Here is a 20,071-nt window from a genome sequence, read left to right on the forward strand (position 1 = left end):
AACTGTATTCTGCTCCATAATCAATTAACTTTTTATAGTAATCTAGAGCTGCCATTCTTGTTTGGCGATCGCTACTTCCTAAATCTACATTACTAGGAGTCATGGAGAATATTTCTAACCCATTATCCGCTAAAATATCTTTCACATTTTGGGGTTGAGTTTGATTTATATTTACATATAATTCCACTCCATCGAAACCCATGTCTGAAATAATTTTGGCAGTTTTTTCTAATTTATTCTGACCAAATATCCAGGTCGTAACTCCGATTTTTTGCTGTACATTTAGACTCATTTTCTCATTTATGAAATTACAAAAAAATCAAATTAAGTATCGCTGCTTTTGGGTATAAATAGGGCTTACTGATTAAATATCAAAGCATTGAATGATATTTTATTCAGCCTTTTTGGGTCGAAAAAACTGCGCCTATTTTCGGTCTAAAAAGCTAAAAAAGCTAGTATTTTGGGATGATTATGATGTAAGCATTCAGCTATTAGCTGTCAGCTAGCCTCCTCCGGAGGAACTGCGTTAACAGCAACAAGACTCTTTCATATAGGAGAGTGTTTAAATTAATATAGACTTTAAGAGCAAGGGAGCCAACTTTTTTAGTAAGACAATTAAATATTGCTTTTATCGTAAATTAAAAGCAATAGTTGATAGCTGATGGCTGACGGCTGAATGCTTACTTGCTGATTAAATATCAAAGCATTGAATGATATTGGATTTAGCCTTTTGGTGTCGAAAAAAGTGCGCCTGTTTTCGGTCTAAAAAGCTAAAAAAGCTAATATTTTGGGATGATTATGACAGAAAAATCAAGGGATAATTTTTACAACTACCTCCTCTCTAATTTCCACTTCTCCTATCTTCCCCTCCCCTCCTGGGAGGGGCGAGGGGTGGGTTGTCTCCTGTCTCCTACCCTCACCCATAAGACTTTTTCGGCAAACCCTAAATAGATATCTGAAAGCTATAAAATCCATTGGGGGTAATCAACAGTTAAAGGGAATAGGAAATAGTGAGTAATGAATTGATTATTCTACTCTATTCCCTTATTAAATAGGGCTTGCTGATTAAATCTAAAAGTCTTTATACATAAAACTTTTAGCCTTTTCAAGTATCAAAAAGTGCGAGGTTTTAAGTGGTAATGGTTCAATTAGGAGCGGATTTTGATCAAGATTTGGGCAGAAAAATCAAGGAACAAAACTTAGCTACTACCTCCTCGCTTATTCCCATTTATCCTGTCTCCTGTCTCCTGTCTCCTGTCTCCTACCCCTACTAAAAGACTTTATTCAGCAAACCCTAAATAATTGCTAGGGGCAAAAATTCCAGAAAATTAACAAAGTAAATCTTCTAAAGAAAAGAAATCTATTACATGGGGACAGGTTTCTTTTTTCATCTGTACATAATTCCGCCACAAATTCAGCTCACTATCACTCAAGTAATTTTTCCAATCTCCTACAATTCCTTTGCGTATATGTGCCTTAGATGGAGTATTTCTATCACCAACTTCTTGAGAAACTAAAACATCAGATAAGCTTCCATTTTTCTCAATGTGTCCCTGATTAGATTTTTCTTTCATCTTTGTAAAATTAGTAGCTCTAGATATTTCTTCAGCATCATAGGATTCAACCCCAATAAACTTAGCAAGTTCATGTATAGCGGAAATAGCATTATCTTTTTTCATGTCTTCATACCTTAAAAATAATGCCTCAATTTCTCCTTCTTTAGAAGCTTTCAGAAATTCTTCGTGATAGTCAAACCAATCACCGCACTCAAATTTTCCTTCTAGTGCTACTTTGGCAAAGAAATGATGCCAAGATCCGTTATATTCAAAAACTTCTTTTCCTCTAACATGATGCCATGCAGAAACAAATGTATCTAAAGGGTGTCTTAAACATTGAATTATTCTTGCTGGTTGTTTGATTAAACCTACACTAGCATGGGATTTAAAAAATCGTGGGGATGTCGCTTTTTCAAACTTTGAAAATATTGAACGCCAGTTTTCTTGACTTGCTGCCAAATCTAACCAAGGACAAAAAATTTCTGTACAAAAGCCTAATGAAATACCTTTTTCACAAACTTTTTTTACTAAATGTTCAAGTATTGATATAGTCCAAGTTGTACCAGACTTTGGATAAGTTGCTACATAAATATCACCATTTCTAGGCAAAAAATGATTAAATACGTTTTCCATCCCATTATTCGTAATAATAGTGCAGGTGTAAAAATTTTCTATTGCATTTACATCAAATGAACGGGATATACAGTTCATTTGTGGATAAGAAGTTTGAAATAAATTTGCCGAAATCTGTGGTTCAGAAGTTTGAGATAAATTTACAGACATAGTATATCGGGATAAGTGAACTTAGTAACTTATACCATGTCTCGTTAAATACTTACACTTTTGAACTGCTTTCAACTTTTTAGGGAGGGAGCATTGACTTAATCAACGAATAACGATATAATAGGTATCTAAGCATACTATTAGACGGGCTGCCCTCAATCTCCATGAAATCCATTAGAACCAAACTCAAATTAAATAATCAACAAAAAACTCTGATGGCACAACACGCTGGTTATAGTAGATGGTGCTACAACTGGGGTTTAAGTTTATGGAATGCAGCTTACACAGATGGTTACAAGCCAAACCCTTCCTTCGGAATGCTGCGCAAACGTAAACTTAGAGAGGTTTTTACTAATCACACTAAACCACTTTATCCTTGGATGAAAAATTTGTCATCTAAAGTTTATCAATATGCTTTTATTAACTTGGGTGAAGCATTTAAGAGGTTCTTCCAAGGCTTAGGTAAATACCCAAGATTTAAGAAAAAAGGTAAATCTGATTCCTTTCCTACGGAATGCTACGCAAACACAATAGATAATTGTGGAAAACCAATAGAATTAAATGGATGGAGTCACAAATTACCTTTTATTGGTATAGTCAAAACTTACGAACCCATTGAAGCAACAACTAAAAAAATAACAATCAGCAGACAAGCTGGTGAGTGGTATTTAAGTTGCAGCTATGAATTTACTCCAACTTTAACACCAAAAACTACAGAAATTGTAGGTGTAGATTTAGGAATTAAGACACTAGCAACACTCAGCACAGGTGAAGTCTTCAAGAGTATTAAGCCTTACAAAAAAGCGCAAAACAGATTAGCTAAGTTACAAAGACAACTGAGTAAAAAAGTTAAGCATTCAAGCAATTGGTACAAAGCAGTAGTCAAGCTAGCCAAACAACATAGACGAGTAGCTAATATCCGCAGAGATGCACTTGATAAATTGACAACTTATGTAGCCAAAAACCAACCCACCCCCATCCCCTCCTGGGAGGGGAGCAAGAGGGGTGGGTGAAGACTTAAATGTGTCTGGTATGTTAGCTAATCATAAGCTAGCTAAGTCAATAGCAGACCAAGGGTTTTATGAATTTAGAAGACAGCTAGAATACAAGTGTCAATGGTACGGCTGTGAATTAGTAGTAGTAGACAGATTTTTTCCATCATCAAAAACTTGCAGTAGGTGTGGTCATGTACAGGATATGCCTTTAAACATCAGAACTTATGACTGTCCAGAATGCGGCCTATCAATAGACCGAGACTTGAATGCCTCAATTAATTTAAGAAAGCGAGTGTGTAATTCTGAGGAAACCTTGGAATGTAAGACACACTCAAGAAATGCGGTCGGCTTGACCGTGGGTGCCTGTGGACGGAGTGCTGCCGACAGTTCCGGTGGTTTGCGTAGCATTCCGTAGGAAAGCAGGAAGTAAACATTAAAATGTCACTAATTATGACGTTTTATATCGGTTTTATGAAGCAGTATTTATCAGCAAGTAACTAATCAGAAAAAGAATAACCAAACAAAAAATTGCGCTGCTATAAAAGACCCCCGACATTCCCCAAATAGTAAACATAGTTCCTGCTAAAATTGGACCTGAAGCTTGCCCCAAAGATAAAGCTGTTCCATTAACTGCCATAAAACCTGCTCGATATTCTTCGGGAGATAATTGTCCTAATAAAGACTGAGTTGAGGGAAATATCATACCATGAGCAAAACCAAATAAAATGGAAGGAATAAATAGAAACCAAATATTATTAATTGTTGGAGTAATTATAAAAGCAATACAATAAATAACAAATGCAACTTTGATGAGAGTAACTTCAGATAGAGACTTGGCAAATAGCCCTAATTGAGATGAAACAAATGCAAAGGCAAGAGCTCTGCTTGCTAAAATAATTCCGATTACAATATGAGAAGCTCCTAACTGGCGATCGGCAAATAGAGGAATATAGGTTAAACAAGGACCAAATGAGAGAATAAAAATAGAAACAACTACTATTAACAAACCACCAACTTGATAATTATTAATACTTTGCCAAATGTTTCTCAAATAATTTTTTAAGCTAAATGATTTTTGCTTAGGTATTGCCGGAATTTTCAAATAAAATAAAACCCAAAAACTTAAGGGAATAGCCATCAAAGATAATAAGAAAGGATAGCGCCATCCCCAGGTATTTAACCCACTACTAACTAGAGGATAAATAGTTAAAGCAAGACCGATATTCATGGCATTAAAAGCCATAGCTACTGTCAGTAATTTACCGCGATAAAGGTCGCTAATTAATGTTAAAGCTAATGATTCTAGTGGTGCTGCGCCAATTCCTTGTACAAAACGAAACTCTATTAAAGTCCGAAAATTGGGAGCTAATGAACAAATGGTTCCAGCAATTGCAAATAAGAATAAAGCAGGTATCAAAATTTGCTTTCTGCCATAACGGTCAGCTAATATTCCAAAGATTGGACTACCAATAATAATAGGAATAACAAATGCTGAGATTACCCAACCAATATATTCGGGAGAAACATTAAAATCTTCAGCTACTGAAGGTAGAATAGGACTTATAGCACCGGTACCTAAAAGTGCAATTAAAATTATTCCAATAATAATCTGAAAATTAGAATCTTGGTAAATTTTGATGGAATTTTTTATGCTTTGAGATACTCTTCCTTGATTAATCATTAAACTCTCTCATATTAAATTGAATTTTGACAGTTCACTCAAATTTTACAGTTATTACTTACAGCTAATACCATTTTGATAAATGTTTATTAAAAATAGATAGGGGGGACTTTTTAGGATTCATAATTCAGGATTCAGTAGTCATAATGAATAGCTTAAATGCCATTTTTTAGGTCGTAAATCATCTTTTTTGTTGAAGAGACATCTCCTCTAAAATCTTTTTGTCTCCCTTACTATTCGTAATATTATTTTTTCAAATTGGTATAATTCCACCAATCGTGAGGTACACCCACGCGGGCAAGATGCCCGCACTGGAATATTGGCGTTGCACAGTGACGAATGATTTTATATTTTTGATGAACAGGATTTTGGATTTGATAATTACTAGAATGACTAATTAATGATTTTTTTTAGCCAAAGTCCAAACTAATTTTTGGTAATATCATTCCATAATGTGCAACCCCGGAATATTTATATGCTATACTAGCAATTAACTCTACTCCTCCTTCAGGGATTCGTCCCTTATCCCACTGGAAACCTTTATCAGATAGGGAAGAGGTTGTAGGGAAACAGGGAAAAAGGGAGTATTTCGACGATTAAACGCCAATAAAATCGTGATTTTTCTTCCTTTCCCTTTCCTTTACCTAAAATATTCTTGTTTCCCATCATTACACTTAATAAATAATCCTATTTTTTACTCCCTTTCAGCTTTTATGAGTGCTGATTGCTGAGAGCTATTTTAACTGAGAAGAAATAGAGTTAAATTGCTTCAATTATGCAGTAGTAAGCGCAACCTTTCCAGTTGCTTTTTCGATAAAATTATCTAGAACTTTTTCTACCAATTTAGTGTCAACTGTCATCAAATAATCTCCTTCTGGATTATAACATTGACCGATTTTTTCTAACATAACAAACCGAAGCTCTTCCCCTGTTTTCTTATTATCTGCAATCATCGCCTCCATTAAGAAATTAGTGGTGACATTCTCAGGCCAAGGATTATTAAATCCGAGTTTTTCTTCAATAAAGTAGTAGTGTAAATCTACATCTTTTTGTGACATAAAGCCCAGTTCTTTCCCTAGTTCCGCTGCTATTTTCATACCATAAGAAACTGCTTCTCCATGAGAAAGTTTTCCTTTTAGCAACCATTCTAGACCATGACCAAAGGTATGACCATACTCTAGAATAATTCCCAAATGTTTTTCACTGGGGTCTTGTTTGAGTATTTCTAGTTTGGAGAGAATAATTTTATAAGCTAGGTCTGTCAACTCCTGCTGGGAAAAATTTAGCTCAGGATTAAGAGTTTTTTCCAAATAATCCAAAAAGGTAGGTTCAGCAATAAAACCATTTTTAATCCCTTCAATAATTCCACATCGCTTAGAAAAAGGAGGCTCTGTTTTTAAGTATTTTGTATCTCCCCAAATAAACAGAGGACTATGATAAAGACCAAAGTGATTTTTACCAGTTGAACCATTAACTGCTTGTTTATTACTGAGGGTACTATCAGTTTGACCAGTCATACTTGTGGATATTTAAATAAACCTAATTCCACGGTAAATTAATCCGGCAACCAAACCAACAATATTTCCTACTGTTCCTCCACCAAAGGCAACTAATAGAGATTTTTTAGATACTCCTTCAGCAATTAATGTTTCACATATTTCTTCTAAAACTGGGAAGTATTTACATTTCTCACCAGGAGGTACTATTTCCAGAAGACAATGATATTTCGCATTCAGTTCGTGGAAGAGTTCTTCTCCGTAAAGTTCAAGGAGATTTTGCTCTGTGAAGAAGAAGATTTTGTCGAAGTCATATTTTGACAATTCGTTGACAAGATGTTGCTGGATATCATATTCGAAATAAAACGGACTGGGTTTTTCCAGTTCTGTGCTGAGTTCAACAATTTTTCCTGGAGTCCATTCTTGTGTAATGTTATAGTCAATCATTAGTTCTCCTTTGTCGATAAAGTATTAATTACTTTCAATTTCTATAGCAAACTAATTGATATAAAATGTCAGTAGATTGAATCTACAATTTCCTACAATATCAAATCCCGTTGTAGTCTGGCCTTAATTTCACCAGCTAATTGTCTAGCTTGAGGATTAGGATTACCACGTTTGCTGCACCATTGGCGAACTGTTTGGGGTTGCACTCCCATCAATTCGGCAAAATCATCTCTGTTAAAACCTTCTAGCTTCTGCTGTAGTTCAAAGAGTAGTTGCACTGGATGATAATCAGATACTTGTATTCTTGCTAAATTGAATATTGTTTTAGGCATTGTCTTAATTTCCTTTTGTTCGCAACATTGGTTAATCAACTCAAATGACCTTTTCCCACCCTTAAAGGTGAGCGCTACAACGTTAGCTTTCTCAAACTTAGAGATAAATTATTAATAGACATCTCCTCCAAAAGAGGGAACCGGGAGAAATAATTAATAATTTATGGATAACAATTGATTTAATTTTTGATTTTTGGAGATGTCTAATAAAGATAAATTTTTAATAAAGAAAGTTATTAAGTCGGATTTGTTTATCATAAGTTTTTCTAACCTATTTGGAATTAAATAAATCATTATTTTGTTGCAATTTTCTACTTAGAACTTAGTTTATAACCTAAGGAATAATTGAGATAAATTCTCAATATTTTTTTTTAAATTATCAATAAAACTGATCAGTTTGGGGTCTATTAAGAGTAGTCTGCGATCGCAAGTAAAACTACCAGGAGGGATTTTACTTGATAAACGACCACTATAAATCAAGTCAACATCTTAAGTAAAGTTAGCTCTTGGCAAGCTGAAGAAAACTTAATCAGTCTAGAAACATATTTTTGATAATTCTGTATAGCTCAATACCCTATGCAGATACTCAATATTTATTAAGATTTAATATTATTAAGTTTCTATTTTTACCCCTATGGGTGAAAATTAAAACAGTTAACAGTCATCAGTCAATGTTAGGGAAAAATTATTTGTTTTCAGGCAAGCTGCACACACAAATTGTAAGTCAGAACCGGAACTACTGTTGAAGAAGGAGACAGGAGACAACCCACCCCCAACCCCTCCCAGGAGGTTGTGGTTTTTAGCCAAGTAAGTAGTTAGTTTATTGATGTCACCTTTCCGAATATTAGCTATCCTGTTGTGTAACTGAGCTATCTTAAGTTGTGCTTTTTTCCAGTTATTGGAAAACCTGACTTTATGTCTGTTGAGGTATTGCAGTTGGGAGAGTTTAGCTTCTAACTTTCGGTAAGACTTAGCTCCTGGAAACACTTCAGTTGTTGACAATGTTGCTAGATTTTTTATACCTAAATCAACACCAACTATATCTACTGATTTCTCGGCGTTGCATCACTGCAGGATGATTTCTAATTAAGTAGAAAATTTTAATTAACGCGATCGCTAGCTAAATAATCAAGATAAATTGTCCCAAATGTGACTCTCATAATATGAGAAAAAATGGTCGAAGAAGGGGGAAACAAAATTATCAATGTAACAATTGTGGCGTTGCTTAAATGTAATGATAATTAGACATCTACTCCACCCATAGGGAGTAGGCAGCTTTGCTGTAGGCAGTAGGGAACCCACCCGCTGGCCCCGACCGTGGAGGGGAAAGAATTGATAATTTCTTTGGGATATAGATATTGATTTTTGATTCTTGGAGATGTCTATTAGCTGAAGGTAAAATTGAAAAACTGATGTTTTGCGCCCAAAGTTAATCTCAAAATCATTACCACTCAGCAACGCCACAATTGTGGTCGCTAAGAAGATTGAATATTATTCTCAACTGGGTTATTCAAAAAAAGTCAAAGAGAAATGTTTAACTATGTACCTTATACAGTTATTAGTTTTCGTTAAAACTTGCAGGTAGTCAGTTGCCAGAAGGTAATCAAAATTCTAGAAGGCCACAGGTAGGTCAACTCTCTGGAGTTACAAACATTTGCCTCAAAGCATACTGAGGAGCACACGAATATACTTCGTACCGACCAGCAGTTTTGGGGTTTAACCATTTCTACCAAAAGCTTATGTAGGTCAATGGCAGTGGGAAATTTAATCTTATCTATCAGGATTATTGAAATTGTGATTAAGGATGTTTTTCGTTAACCACAAACCCTAATTTATTTGCATGACGCGCTATACCAGCGTATTTAACTAGTAAGGTTTTTTGCTGGTTATTTGGGTGCAGTTCAATTTTAAATCCTAGTAGCATAAAATAGATAATTGGATATTATCATAGATAATACCAGATTATAGCCCACAGTTACAAGCCGTTGAAGGTAGAAGCTCTGAGTTATTCGTTAGTTCGTGGCAGAAATTACCCATCTGAACCAGTAAACTCCTGCCTTACTTTAAAAGCTGAAATCCCGATCGCTAGTTAAGCAGACTCAGGTTTTGGTAACGATGACGGATGCACTAATAACTCCGCAGTCGATCGCTTCTCTACCATTTCCTTAGTAATAGTACACCGAGTCACATCCTTCCGTGACGGTAATTCATACATCACATCCAACATCAACTCCTCCACAATACCCCGCAACGCTCGCGCTCCCGTCTTTCTCCTAAATGCTTCCTTCGCGATCGCTCGAATTGCCTCTTCCTCAAACTCTAACTTGACATTATCCATCTGCAACAACTTTTGATATTGCTTCACCAAAGCATTCTGAGGTTTTGTCAAAATTGCCATCAGAGTCTCCTCATCCAGAGGTTCAACTACAGCCACCATTGGTATTCGTCCAATTAACTCTGGAATTAAACCAAACTTCACCAAGTCATTCGGTTCCATTTGCTTCATTAAATCTATAACTTTTTTCTCCTTGGGCTGATTTTCTCCTGTTTGCTGAACAAAGCCCATTGACTTTTTGCCATTTCTCTGTTCTACTATCTTATCTAAACCAACAAAAGCCCCACCACATATAAATAAAATATTGCTCGTGTCAATCTGAATACAATCTTGATAGGGATGTTTCCGACCACCTTGAGGGGGGACATTAGCAACAGTCCCCTCCAACATTTTTAATAAAGCCTGCTGTACCCCCTCTCCAGAAACATCTCTTGTTATGGAAGGGTTCTCACTCTTGCGAGCTATCTTATCTATCTCATCTATATATATAATACCCCGTTGTGCTTCCTCTACTTCTAAATCTGCTACTTGCAGAAGTCGAAGTAGAATATTCTCCACATCTTCCCCAACATATCCAGCTTCTGTTAATGTTGTTGCATCTGCCACAGCAAATGGTACATCCAATAATTCTGCCAAAGTTTGAGCCAACAATGTCTTACCACAACCAGTTGGCCCAATCAATAAAATATTAGATTTTTGTAATTCCACCTCATCTGGAGAAGACTTACCACTTTTTTTTGCTTCTACAAAAGTCAGACGTTTATAGTGGTTATAAACTGCCACAGACAAAACCTTCTTACCTTCCTCCTGACCAATAACATGAGCATCCAGATAATTCTTAATCTCTCTAGGCTTAGGAAGTTGGGCAATTGATACTCTCTTGGTGCCACTACTTTGCTTTTGAGAAGAGGTTCCCGGTCGTGGCATTGGAGGTTGTGGCCCTGTAGTGTTAGAATCAAAAAGCTCCTCATCTAAAATCTCATTGCACAACTCTACACATTCATCACAAATATAAACTCCAGGACCTGCTATTAACTTGCGGACCTGTTCCTGAGACTTGCCACAAAATGAACATTTTAGATGGGAGTCGTATTTAGACATAAGTTCCTCTTACTTACATTGCAGGAACAGACTCTCCTGGTACAGGAAGATTCTGTTTACTAATCACTTGATCGACCAAACCATAATTTTTAGCCTCTTCTGAGGACATAAAGAAGTCGCGGTCGGTATCAACTTCTATTTTTTCTAGAGGTTGACCTGTATGAGCTGATAAAAGTTCATTCAGCTTACGTTTATGATACAAGATTTCTTTAGCCTGAATCTCAATATCTACTGCTTGACCTTGAGCGCCACCTAGAGGCTGGTGAATCATTATTCTAGAACTAGGAAGAGACATTCTTTTACCTTTGGCCCCACCAGAAAGAAGAAAAGCTCCCATACTTGCAGCTAGACCATAACAAATTGTGACAACATCAGGACGTACTTGCTGCATTGTGTCGTATATAGCCATTCCCGCAGTAACAGATCCTCCTGGGGAGTTGATATAGAGTTGAATATCCTTTTCTGGGTCCTCAGCGTCCAGGAATAACATTTGAGCAGTAATGGTATTAGCTACATTATCGTCTACTGGGGTCCCCAAGAAAATAATTCTTTCTCTGAGGAGTCGTGAGTAGAGGTCAAAAGCTCTTTCTCCCATCCCTGATTGTTCTACAACCATGGGCACAATGTTACTAGGACCGGAGTAAACTTGTAACTTGTTATAGATATTAACTAAATCATCAGAATATTGAGATATAATCATAGTACATCAGTTTATATATAAACAAATTTTGTTTTTACTTGCTTGCTCATTTTTGATTCGTATCAATCCAAGCTGAATATCATTATGACTTAGCTTTACTCATATTGATAGTTGTGATTACCCAACCATTCATTAGACCCCTCCGGAAAAGAGGGAGTAGTAGACGTTGCATGCAACGTCCGTACAGAGTAGAGGGGAATAATTGATAATTTATCTACGATAATTGATTTTTTTTTATTATTGGATATGTCTATTAATTTTAGTCTAGTTATTTTTGTTCATTATTGAGGATTTTCCACAGTAGCTACCGACTCGGCCTCTACTTCTATAATAGTTTCTGTACTTTGAACTGCTTCTGAGTCTGGCTCAGTTTCTATAGGAGTTTCTGACTCAGCTTCTACAGGAGTTTCTGTAGCTTCATCTATTTCTGAATCTTTAGTTAGAGTTCCTTGAGGTACTAACTCTACTGTGCCATTTTCTTCCAACCATTTGATTGTTTTTTCCTTCAGTAAGTCTTCTGTGACTACTTCTCTTAATCTATCTGGATCGACATCCTTTCCTTGAAGTTGTCCCATGACTTTAGCTGACTCTGCTACAATCTCTTCTTCATTTACCTCGATTGACTCTTCCTTGGCCACTGTTTTAATAGCCCAATCTCTTTTTAATCGCTCAATTGCTTCTGGCCGCGATCGCTCTTGCATTTCTGGCAATTTATCACTACTGAACAATTCTTTAACATCTATTCCATACTGGCTCAACTCCATGGCACTTTGGGCTAACATCTGCTGAACTTCATTTTTAATTAAAGTTTCTGGTAATTCTACTTCCAGATGGTTGACCAGCTCATTTACAATGGCAATTTCTTTATTCTGTTTTGTTTGTTCCTCTTTTTCTTTCGTAAATTTTTTCTCCATGAACTCCTGTAATTCGGCTAATGTTTCAAACTCACTAATTTCTTGAGCAAAATCATCATCCAACTCTGGTAATTCTTTTTCTTTGAGTTCTTTAAGAGTAATTGTAAATACTGCTGGCTTACCTGCCAACTCTGGTTGACCATATTCTTCAGGAAATTGAACGGAAATTTCTTTTGTTTCCTCTAGGTTCATACCTACTATTCCATCAATGAACCCAGGGATAAATTGTCCTTCTTTCAACTCCATTTGATAATCTTGAGCCTTACCTCCTGGAACTTCTTTCGGCTCTTCTCCCTCTGTATCAGATGGGATTATACCTTCAAAATCTACTATTGCCACATCTCCTAACTGAGCAGCTCTTCCTTCTACGGGAATTAGTGTGGCCTTTTCAGAGCGACGTTCTTCTAGAAATTCATCTAATTGAGCCTGGTCATATTTAGCTTCTTCAGCCTTGACCACCAATCCTTTATAATCATTAACTTTAGCCTCTGGCTCTACATCCACTTTAGCAGAGAAGGCCATTTCTTTTCCTGGTTCAAAATCTTTTACTAACTCTTCAAATTCTGTAACCAGGTCAAATTGACCTATTGCATTGATTTGTTCTTGTTCTCTTGCTTTTTCTAAGCAATCATTAATGAGGTTATCTAAGGCCATAGCTTTAACATAATTTCTACCCAGCCTCTGTATCAATATTTGTCGAGGCACCTTGCCTTTTCTGAACCCAGGAATATTGGCGGTACGGATATATTTCTGAATCACCTGTTCGTAGGCATTCTTGGACATTTCTGGTGTAATCTCGATTTCCAGGCCTATTTGGCTAGCTGGAAGTTTTTCCTGGGTAACTTTCATCGGCGTTTTGTTTAAGTTAGTTAGAACTAAGTTTAAGATTATAGGCTATGATTCTATCATAAATGTTGAAAGAGGACTCCTGTTATATCCCTACTTGAATCGGGAATCGGGAATAGGGAACAGGAAATAGCAAACTGTAAAAGGGTTTTAGCATTGAAAAATGTCCTCACTAATTCTTGTAGTGCTATATCATCGCTCTTAATTTAACGATGAGGTGAATTTCAACCAGAAAAGTGATTTAGCAATACGCGTGCGCATTTTTGGCGTTATAATTGCATCAATAGCCGTGGAGTACACGGTTGAATCAAAACGCACCGCCTGGGCTGAGGTAAATTCAGGGTAAAGACGGAGCAAGACAGCTTGTTGAGATAGTAGTAGCGGGGGTGCAATTCAGTTTATTTGATTTGTTATCTAGCCCGAGAATCTGTGAGACAAGAATCTCCCGTTATTATCAAGGGATTTAACGGTGAGAGTGTCAATAAGCTATATAATTATTTATTTATAGGAATCTTAAGATTCTGACTTTTTCTTGCACTATACTTTTTAGCTTACTATTACTATAAGTATTTCTCTACCTTCGCCAACAATGCTTTAATTTTAGGACTTTTTTAACTTTATTTTTTATTGGCAAAGTAAGTTGATATTTTTTATTTTAAAAAGCTACTATATTATGGTATTATTAAAGGTTTACTTAAAGATGACATGACTCTAGTGCCGCTACGCGGAAGTTATATCATGTTCGGTAGAACAGTTATAATTAGGTTCGTAGTTTTGCTCTAGCAATAATAGTAAGTATTTCAGAGGCTCAAGCCCAACTACAAACAAAAATTTAATTATAAGTAATTATCCGCAATTCGTAGCTCCCCCGGAGGGGGAACATGATATTAAAGGTTAAAAGTATTGATTTGTAATTGTTTTAGGATTTTGTAACTGGTCAGTTATTTCCGGCATCCTGAACTAGGTTCTTATTTTAAGATTCTCAAGTTGTTACACTACAATAATGAATGATAATTAATACTGATTAAATTTAGGCCAAAAATTTAATATAAATCTTTCTCGATTTTCCTCTATTTTGTCTGAAGATTGATATGTTAATACTTTTACTTATATAAATAGCCGAAGTAATATAATCATTGAAAACTACTCTATCAAAAAAAAATCTCCGATCATAAAAAATCAAATCAACTATTGTACATAAATTATCAATTATTTATCCCTACTCTCTATTTTCTGGAGATGTCTAAAGAATTAAACCGAAATATCTAAGAATAGTTTGATTTGATTTGACTATAGTCAGTCAGTAGGTATAGAATTAATTTAGTAGTATGAAAATATTGGTTTTATTAAATAATTTATGGTATTAATGCTATTTACGATCGAATAATCTAATTGAATATCTGTTGTAAGCATTCAGCAGTCAGCTATTAGCTATCAGCTATTGATGATAGGAGGAGGTAAAAGCAATTTAGAAATTTGGATAAATTAAAACTTATTGTCAAATTACGCTTCTTCAGACTTATAAGGAATTTTCATTCTTTGCTGATAGCTGACTGCTAAAAGCTGAATGCTTAGTATCTGTTATATATGAAATATCAAGCTAATTTTTAATCCTTAGTTTATGAAAATTATCTATATTAACCAAGTCGTAAGGGAGTGCAGATTAGATAATCTAGATGAGAATCAAATTTAATAAAAATAAAAAATATATTTTAGTCAGAAAATCAAAAAATTAGCTCAAACTATTAAACTTAATAAAAACCATTATCAAAAAATAAAATGATGAAAAAATGAAGGAGGACAAGAATTTGTCAGAGTTTTACAAAGTAGCAATATTAGGAGCAACAGGGGCTGTAGGAACAGAGTTGTTAGAATTACTGCAAACTAGAAACTTTCCAGTAGCAGAATTAAAACTACTGGCATCACCCCGTTCCGCAGGTAGCACTCTAAAATATAAAGGACAAAACTTACAAGTAGAAGCTGTAACAGATGATTCATTTAAAGATGTAGATTTAGTGCTAGCATCAGCAGGTGCATCTACATCAAAAGAATGGGCAAAGAAAGCAGTAGAAGCTGGTGCTATAGTAATTGATAACTCCAGTGCCTTTCGTATGGACCCTAAAGTGCCTCTTGTAGTTCCAGAAGTTAACCCAAAAGCTGCGGCTCTACATCAAGGCATAATAGCCAACCCTAACTGCACAACAATATTAATGTGTGTAGCAATATGGCCTTTGCATCAAGTCCAGCAAATTAAAAGATTGGTAGTGGCCACTTACCAGTCAGCAAGTGGGGCAGGGGCAAGGGCAATGGAAGAAATGAAAACTCAAGCGAAAGAAATTTTAGAAGGAAAAACTCCTGGAACAGAGATTTTTCCCTATCCATTAGCATTTAATTTGTTCCCACACAATTCCCCACTGAATGAGCAGGGATATTGTCAAGAAGAAATAAAAATGGTTAATGAGACTCGTAAGATATTAGGAAATAACGATATCCCGATTACAGCAACTTGCATCAGGGTACCAGTATTACGCGCTCATTCAGAAGCTATTAATTTAGAATTTTCTCAACCATTTAGTGTAGATAAAGCTAGGGAAATATTAAGTCAAGCGCCTGGAGTAACATTGGTAGAAAATTGGCAAAAAAATTATTTTCCAATGCCAATAGAAGCAAGTGGTAAAGATGATGTATTAGTGGGGAGAATTCGTCAAGATATTTCTCATCCTTGTGGATTAGAATTATGGTTAAGTGGAGACCAGATCCGAAAAGGAGCTGCCTTGAATGCAGTACAAATAGCTGAGTTATTGGTGGAAAAACATTGGTCGAGGGTAGAAGCAGCAACAGTTTAGACTCAGGGTGCAGAAAACAAAAGAAAAAAAAGAGCCTTCATTAATGGATAATGAATAATGAATAATGAATAATTACTTCTGGTTAAAACCGTTCTTGATTGAATGTAAGGAAATATTATTTCTTTTTTCCCCTTGAAAGGGGAGGCTAATAAAGCTGAATTGTTGAATTATTTAATTATTAATTATTCGGTAAGGTTAGTTCCTATTTCTACAATGTAATGTAATGGGTAATTAGGGATGGCTGATTAAATCTAAAAGTTTTTACTGGCAAAGGTTTCAGCCTTTGCAGGTACTAAGGGAGTACCAGCTTTTAGGTAATTCCAGTTCAATTAGGAGCGGATTTTGGGTCGATGCGAGGGGTAGAACAATCTTGGGAAGATTCTTCTGGCTACCTCTTCTATGATGATCATTCCTCCTGGATTCTGGATTCTGAATTCTGGATTCTGAATTCAGGCTTCTCCTCTGAAAAAAAAGACTTTTGACCGCAAACCCTAATTAACAATAGTTCAGTCATACAAAAATCAAAAAAATTGCAGAGAGACTGTAAAAAAAAATTTGTAGAGAGACTGTGAAGCGAAAGCGATGTTAATCTGAAAAAAAGTTAGGTCTAGTAAGATGGCCAAAAAAAAAGAATAAGACCTAACAAAGCTATAAAAAACCCATAAGGAGTGCAAAGAGTGTGGTAGATTTCGGTAAAGTTATAACTGCAATGATTACGCCGTTTAATTCAGACGGTAGTGTTAACTATGAAGAAGTAGAAAAACTATCTATATGGTTGACAGAAAATGGGACAGATTCATTAGTAATATGTGGAACAACAGGAGAATCTCCAAGCTTAACATGGGAAGAAGAATATAAACTATTTCAAGTAGTTCAAAAAGCAGTAGCAGGAAAAGCTAAAGTAATAGCTGGTACTGGGTCAAACTCCACAAGAGAAGCGATCGCAGCTACCGAAAAAGCTGCTAAGTTAGGGTTAGATGGTTCATTACAGGTGGTGCCATATTATAATAAGCCACCACAATTAGGACTTTATGAACATTTTAAAGCGATCGCTCAAGCCACCCCAGAATTGCCAATAATGGTATACAATATACCAGGGCGTACTGGTCAAAATCTGATTCCTGAAACTGTAGCCAAACTGGCCGAAATTTCTAATATTGTTGCGATTAAAGAAGCCAGTGGTAACATAGATCAAGTAAGTCAGATTAGGCACTTGACTGCACCAGAGTTTAAGATTTATTCTGGGGATGATTCCCTCACACTACCACTTATGGCTATTGGTGGTAGTGGTGTTGTTAGTGTAGCCAGTCATTTAGTAGGAAAACAGCTACAAGAGATGATAGTAGCATTTGAAACAGGTAAGGTACAAGTTGCTACAGAAATTCATCTAAAACTATTCAGCTTATTCAAAGCTTTATTTGCAACAACTAACCCCATTCCTGTAAAAGCAGCATTAAATCTGCTAGATTGGAAAGTAGGCTCTACTCGCCCTCCACTATGCGACCCTCCAACTGAAGTAACTGAAAAATTATCAGCAGAAATGGGTCAACTAGGTTTATTATGAGTCAATTTCACTGGTAATAAAATTTTTCAGAAAATTAAATATTATCAATCTGAATAATGATTTAGTTACCCCCTCACTAAATCGCTAAAATCTTGAATTTTTAAGAGATTAGTTTTTCTGCTTTTAACTAATGGGTATTAAAAATCAGTAATGCCAATTTTAAAAAAGAATGTTTAGAATAATTCAGGGTATTGAAGAAGGAGTCAGGAGTCAGGAGTCAGGAGTCAGGAGGGAAAATTGCTTATGGATAGTCTCCGACAAGCCGCTCCGCGTCTATACTCCCCCAAACAATTTTGAACACCCCTGTTGACGGTGGGGTATTAAACCCATAAGGAAAATGATAAAAATAATTTACAGGATATGTCCCTTTGACTAAAAAGATGAATTACAACCTAAAAAATGGTATAAAAGCTATTCATTCTGACTCCTGACTCGCTCATCCAGACTCCTAAGAAATAGCCTAGCTATTTATAGCAAATATTTATCAAATTGGTATATAGCAAGGAACAAGTTGATGTTTGACTTATATTGATGATGAATTTGAGACAGAAAAAAGCTTTTCCCTCTGTTTCCTGTTCCCTGCTATAACAATCATTCAAAATCTTTCACAGTTAACAACAAGAAAAATAGGATAATTATGACAAGAAAGAAATCATCATCTGCCCTAAAAATTATTCCTCTGGGTGGACTACATGAAATTGGTAAAAACACCTGCGTATTTGAATACGATGACGAAATTATTCTGCTTGATGCAGGATTAGCTTTTCCTACCGATGGAATGCATGGTGTAAATATCGTCTTACCAGATGTAACTTATCTGAGTGAAAATCGCCATAAAATCAAAGGTATGATTGTCACCCATGGTCACGAAGATCATATTGGTGGTATTCCTTTCCATTTGAAAAATATAGAAATTCCTGTCATTTATGGACCTAGATTGGCAATGGCTTTACTCTACCCAAAACTAGAGGAAGCAGGAGTCCAAAATCGCACAGAATTAAGGACTGTTCGTCCACGTGATATTGTGCGGTTAGGCAGACATTTCAGTGTTGAATATATTCGTAATACTCACTCAATGGCGGATAGCTTTACAGTTGCTATCACAACACCAGTAGGAGTAGTTATCCATACAGGTGATTTCAAGATTGACCATACCCCTGTAGATGGAGAAAATTTTGATTTTCAAAGATTAGCAGAGTATGGAGAAAAGGGAGTTCACTGCTTATTAAGTGACTCCACAAATTCAGAAGTACCCGGTTTTACTCCTTCAGAAAGGTCAGTTTATCCAAATTTAGACCGAGTATTCGCCAACGCACCTGGACGTTTAATGGTGACAACCTTTGCATCTAGCGTACATAGATTACAAATAGTTCTAGAGTTAGCCAAAAAACATGGTAGGTTGGTGGCAATAGTAGGGCGATCGATGCTGAATGTGATTGCTCATGCTCGCAATCTTGGTTATGTTAAGTGTGAAGATAGTTTGTTTGTACCTCTGCATAGCGTCCGAAGTGTACCTGATGAGAAACTATTGATTCTGACTACAGGTTCTCAAGGGGAACCAATGTCAGCACTAACTCGTATTGCTAAGGGTGAACATAGGCAAATAAAAATTCGTAAAGGAGATACAGTTGTATTCTCTGCTAACCCTATTCCTGGTAATACGATCGCTGTTGTTAACACCATTGACAAACTAATGATGTTAGGAGCAAATGTGATCTATGGTAAAGATAAGGGTATCCATGTTTCCGGTCATGGTTGTCAGGAAGACCAAAAATTAATGTTGGCACTTACTCGTCCTAAATTCTTTGTACCGTTTCATGGCGAGCATAGGATGTTAGTTAAACACAGTCAAACTGCTCAAAGTATGGGAGTTCCTCCAGAAAATATGGTAGTGGTACAAAATGGTGATGTGGTGGAACTAACTCAAGATTCTATCAGTGTTGCAGCTCAAGTACCTTCTGGTATTGAACTGGTAGATTCTTCTCGTTCTGGCATGGTTGAAGATAACATTCTCAAGGAAAGACAGCAATTGGCAGAGGATGGTGTTGTGACTGTAGCGTTGGCGGTGAATTCTGATGGTAAATTGATTGATAGACCTCAGTTACATTTGCGTGGTGTAGTAAGTGCTATGGAAAAAGCACAAATGCGTGAACTGGTGATCAAGACATTAGAAAAAAGTTTGAGCAATAACTGGTCTGAGTATGCTAAGTCAAACAATACTCAAGTTGATTGGTCTGGATTGAAAAATGAGCTTGAATGTGCTGTTCAGCGAATGTTGAGACGAGAGCTTCAAGGTCAACCTTTGCTAGTTTTCTTAATGCAAACTCCAGAAGCAGGAGATGTACAAGATAGAAATGCAGAAGAGAAAGTAGAGCAGAAAAAAGAACTGCCTATAGTAAAACCAGTGGGAAGACGGAGACGTCGTTCTACTGCAAAAGTAGCATCTTAAGGAAGGCAGAGGGCAGAAGGGTTAGA

Annotated in this window: 12 protein-coding genes and 3 pseudogenes; 5 read left to right on the forward strand and 10 right to left on the reverse strand. The window is 36.1% G+C overall.

Translation table 11 applies throughout. The features are described 5' to 3' along the window. Both F6K18_RS17515 and F6K18_RS17520 read right to left on the reverse strand, forming a co-directional pair. Nucleotides 1-292 (reverse strand): sugar phosphate isomerase/epimerase (locus F6K18_RS17515; RefSeq protein ID WP_287522531.1); only part of this gene is annotated, 292 nt, incomplete at its 3' end. 1,036 nt (nt 293-1,328) lie between these two features. After that, on the reverse strand, nt 1,329-2,339 hold the full coding sequence (locus F6K18_RS17520; protein WP_287522532.1) for a sulfotransferase domain-containing protein: 1,011 nt from the start codon (nt 2,337-2,339) through the stop codon (nt 1,329-1,331). 158 nt (nt 2,340-2,497) lie between these two features. Between F6K18_RS17520 and F6K18_RS17525 the strand changes: the two are divergent. Then, nucleotides 2,498-3,749: pseudogene (locus F6K18_RS17525) on the forward strand (RNA-guided endonuclease InsQ/TnpB family protein). Nucleotides 3,750-3,803: 54 nt separating this feature from the next. Here the strand turns inward: F6K18_RS17525 and F6K18_RS17530 are convergent. The 8 genes and pseudogenes from F6K18_RS17530 to tig all read right to left on the reverse strand — a co-directional run bounded on the left by F6K18_RS17530 (nt 3,804) and on the right by tig (nt 13,189). Further along, nucleotides 3,804-5,015, reverse strand: coding sequence for an MFS transporter (locus F6K18_RS17530; protein ID WP_287522534.1), 1,212 nt, complete (start codon nt 5,013-5,015; stop codon nt 3,804-3,806). A gap of 773 nt (nt 5,016-5,788) precedes the next feature. Then, nucleotides 5,789-6,958: pseudogene (locus tag F6K18_RS17535) on the reverse strand (2-deoxy-scyllo-inosose synthase). A 92-nt stretch (nt 6,959-7,050) separates the two neighbouring features. Then, a complete protein-coding gene (locus tag F6K18_RS17540; protein ID WP_287522535.1) occupies nt 7,051-7,290 on the reverse strand; it encodes a hypothetical protein in 240 nt (79 codons plus the stop codon). A 654-nt stretch (nt 7,291-7,944) separates the two neighbouring features. Further along, nucleotides 7,945-8,334 (reverse strand): annotated as a pseudogene (locus F6K18_RS17545) (transposase); the annotation flags it as partial. Nucleotides 8,335-9,088: 754 nt separating this feature from the next. Further along, on the reverse strand, nt 9,089-9,214 hold the full coding sequence (locus tag F6K18_RS17550) for a helix-turn-helix domain-containing protein (RefSeq protein WP_287522537.1): 126 nt from the start codon (nt 9,212-9,214) through the stop codon (nt 9,089-9,091). 165 nt (nt 9,215-9,379) lie between these two features. Further along, complete coding sequence (clpX, locus tag F6K18_RS17555; RefSeq protein ID WP_287522539.1) at nt 9,380-10,726, reverse strand: ATP-dependent protease ATP-binding subunit ClpX; 1,347 nt, start codon at nt 10,724-10,726, stop codon at nt 9,380-9,382. A 13-nt stretch (nt 10,727-10,739) separates the two neighbouring features. Beyond that, the gene (gene clpP / locus F6K18_RS17560; RefSeq protein ID WP_287522540.1) at nt 10,740-11,426 is read right to left on the reverse strand and encodes an ATP-dependent Clp endopeptidase proteolytic subunit ClpP; all 687 of its coding nucleotides are present in this window, start codon (nt 11,424-11,426) and stop codon (nt 10,740-10,742) included. Between the two features lie 281 nt (nt 11,427-11,707). Continuing rightward, nucleotides 11,708-13,189, reverse strand: a complete 1,482-nt coding sequence (gene tig / locus F6K18_RS17565) for a trigger factor (protein WP_287522541.1) — start codon at nt 13,187-13,189, stop codon at nt 11,708-11,710. A 1,787-nt stretch (nt 13,190-14,976) separates the two neighbouring features. Between tig and F6K18_RS17570 the strand changes: the two genes are divergently transcribed. The 4 genes from F6K18_RS17570 (at nt 14,977) to F6K18_RS17585 (ending at nt 20,045) form a co-directional block, all read left to right on the forward strand. After that, nucleotides 14,977-16,032 (forward strand): aspartate-semialdehyde dehydrogenase, encoded by a 1,056-nt coding sequence (locus F6K18_RS17570; protein ID WP_353735100.1) that lies wholly within the window; start codon nt 14,977-14,979, stop codon nt 16,030-16,032. 679 nt (nt 16,033-16,711) lie between these two features. Then, complete coding sequence (gene dapA / locus F6K18_RS17575) at nt 16,712-17,596, forward strand: 4-hydroxy-tetrahydrodipicolinate synthase (protein ID WP_287522542.1); 885 nt, start codon at nt 16,712-16,714, stop codon at nt 17,594-17,596. Between the two features lie 169 nt (nt 17,597-17,765). Next, on the forward strand, nt 17,766-17,906 hold the full coding sequence (locus F6K18_RS17580; RefSeq protein ID WP_287522543.1) for a hypothetical protein: 141 nt from the start codon (nt 17,766-17,768) through the stop codon (nt 17,904-17,906). Between the two features lie 327 nt (nt 17,907-18,233). After that, nucleotides 18,234-20,045: a ribonuclease J gene (locus F6K18_RS17585; RefSeq protein WP_287522545.1), complete on the forward strand. Its 1,812-nt coding sequence runs from the start codon at nt 18,234-18,236 to the stop codon at nt 20,043-20,045. Nucleotides 20,046-20,071: the final 26 nt, after the last annotated feature.

It is taken from the genome of Okeania sp. SIO2C2 (assembly GCF_010692625.1).
In the GTDB taxonomy this organism is placed as follows: Bacteria; Cyanobacteriota; Cyanobacteriia; order Cyanobacteriales; family Microcoleaceae; genus Okeania; species Okeania hirsuta.

Coding starts and splice junctions, on each gene's coding strand:
- F6K18_RS17520 (WP_287522532.1), bottom strand. CDS start 2,339: ATGTCTGTAAATTTATCTCAAACTTCTGAACCACAGATTTCGGCAAAT.
- F6K18_RS17530 (WP_287522534.1), bottom strand. CDS start 5,015: ATGATTAATCAAGGAAGAGTATCTCAAAGCATAAAAAATTCCATCAAA.
- F6K18_RS17540 (WP_287522535.1), bottom strand. CDS start 7,290: ATGCCTAAAACAATATTCAATTTAGCAAGAATACAAGTATCTGATTAT.
- F6K18_RS17550 (WP_287522537.1), bottom strand. CDS start 9,214: ATGCTACTAGGATTTAAAATTGAACTGCACCCAAATAACCAGCAAAAA.
- clpX (WP_287522539.1), bottom strand. CDS start 10,726: ATGTCTAAATACGACTCCCATCTAAAATGTTCATTTTGTGGCAAGTCT.
- clpP (WP_287522540.1), bottom strand. CDS start 11,426: ATGATTATATCTCAATATTCTGATGATTTAGTTAATATCTATAACAAG.
- tig (WP_287522541.1), bottom strand. CDS start 13,189: ATGAAAGTTACCCAGGAAAAACTTCCAGCTAGCCAAATAGGCCTGGAA.
- F6K18_RS17570 (WP_353735100.1), top strand. CDS start 14,977: ATGAAGGAGGACAAGAATTTGTCAGAGTTTTACAAAGTAGCAATATTA.
- F6K18_RS17580 (WP_287522543.1), top strand. CDS start 17,766: ATGTTTAGAATAATTCAGGGTATTGAAGAAGGAGTCAGGAGTCAGGAG.
- F6K18_RS17585 (WP_287522545.1), top strand. CDS start 18,234: ATGACAAGAAAGAAATCATCATCTGCCCTAAAAATTATTCCTCTGGGT.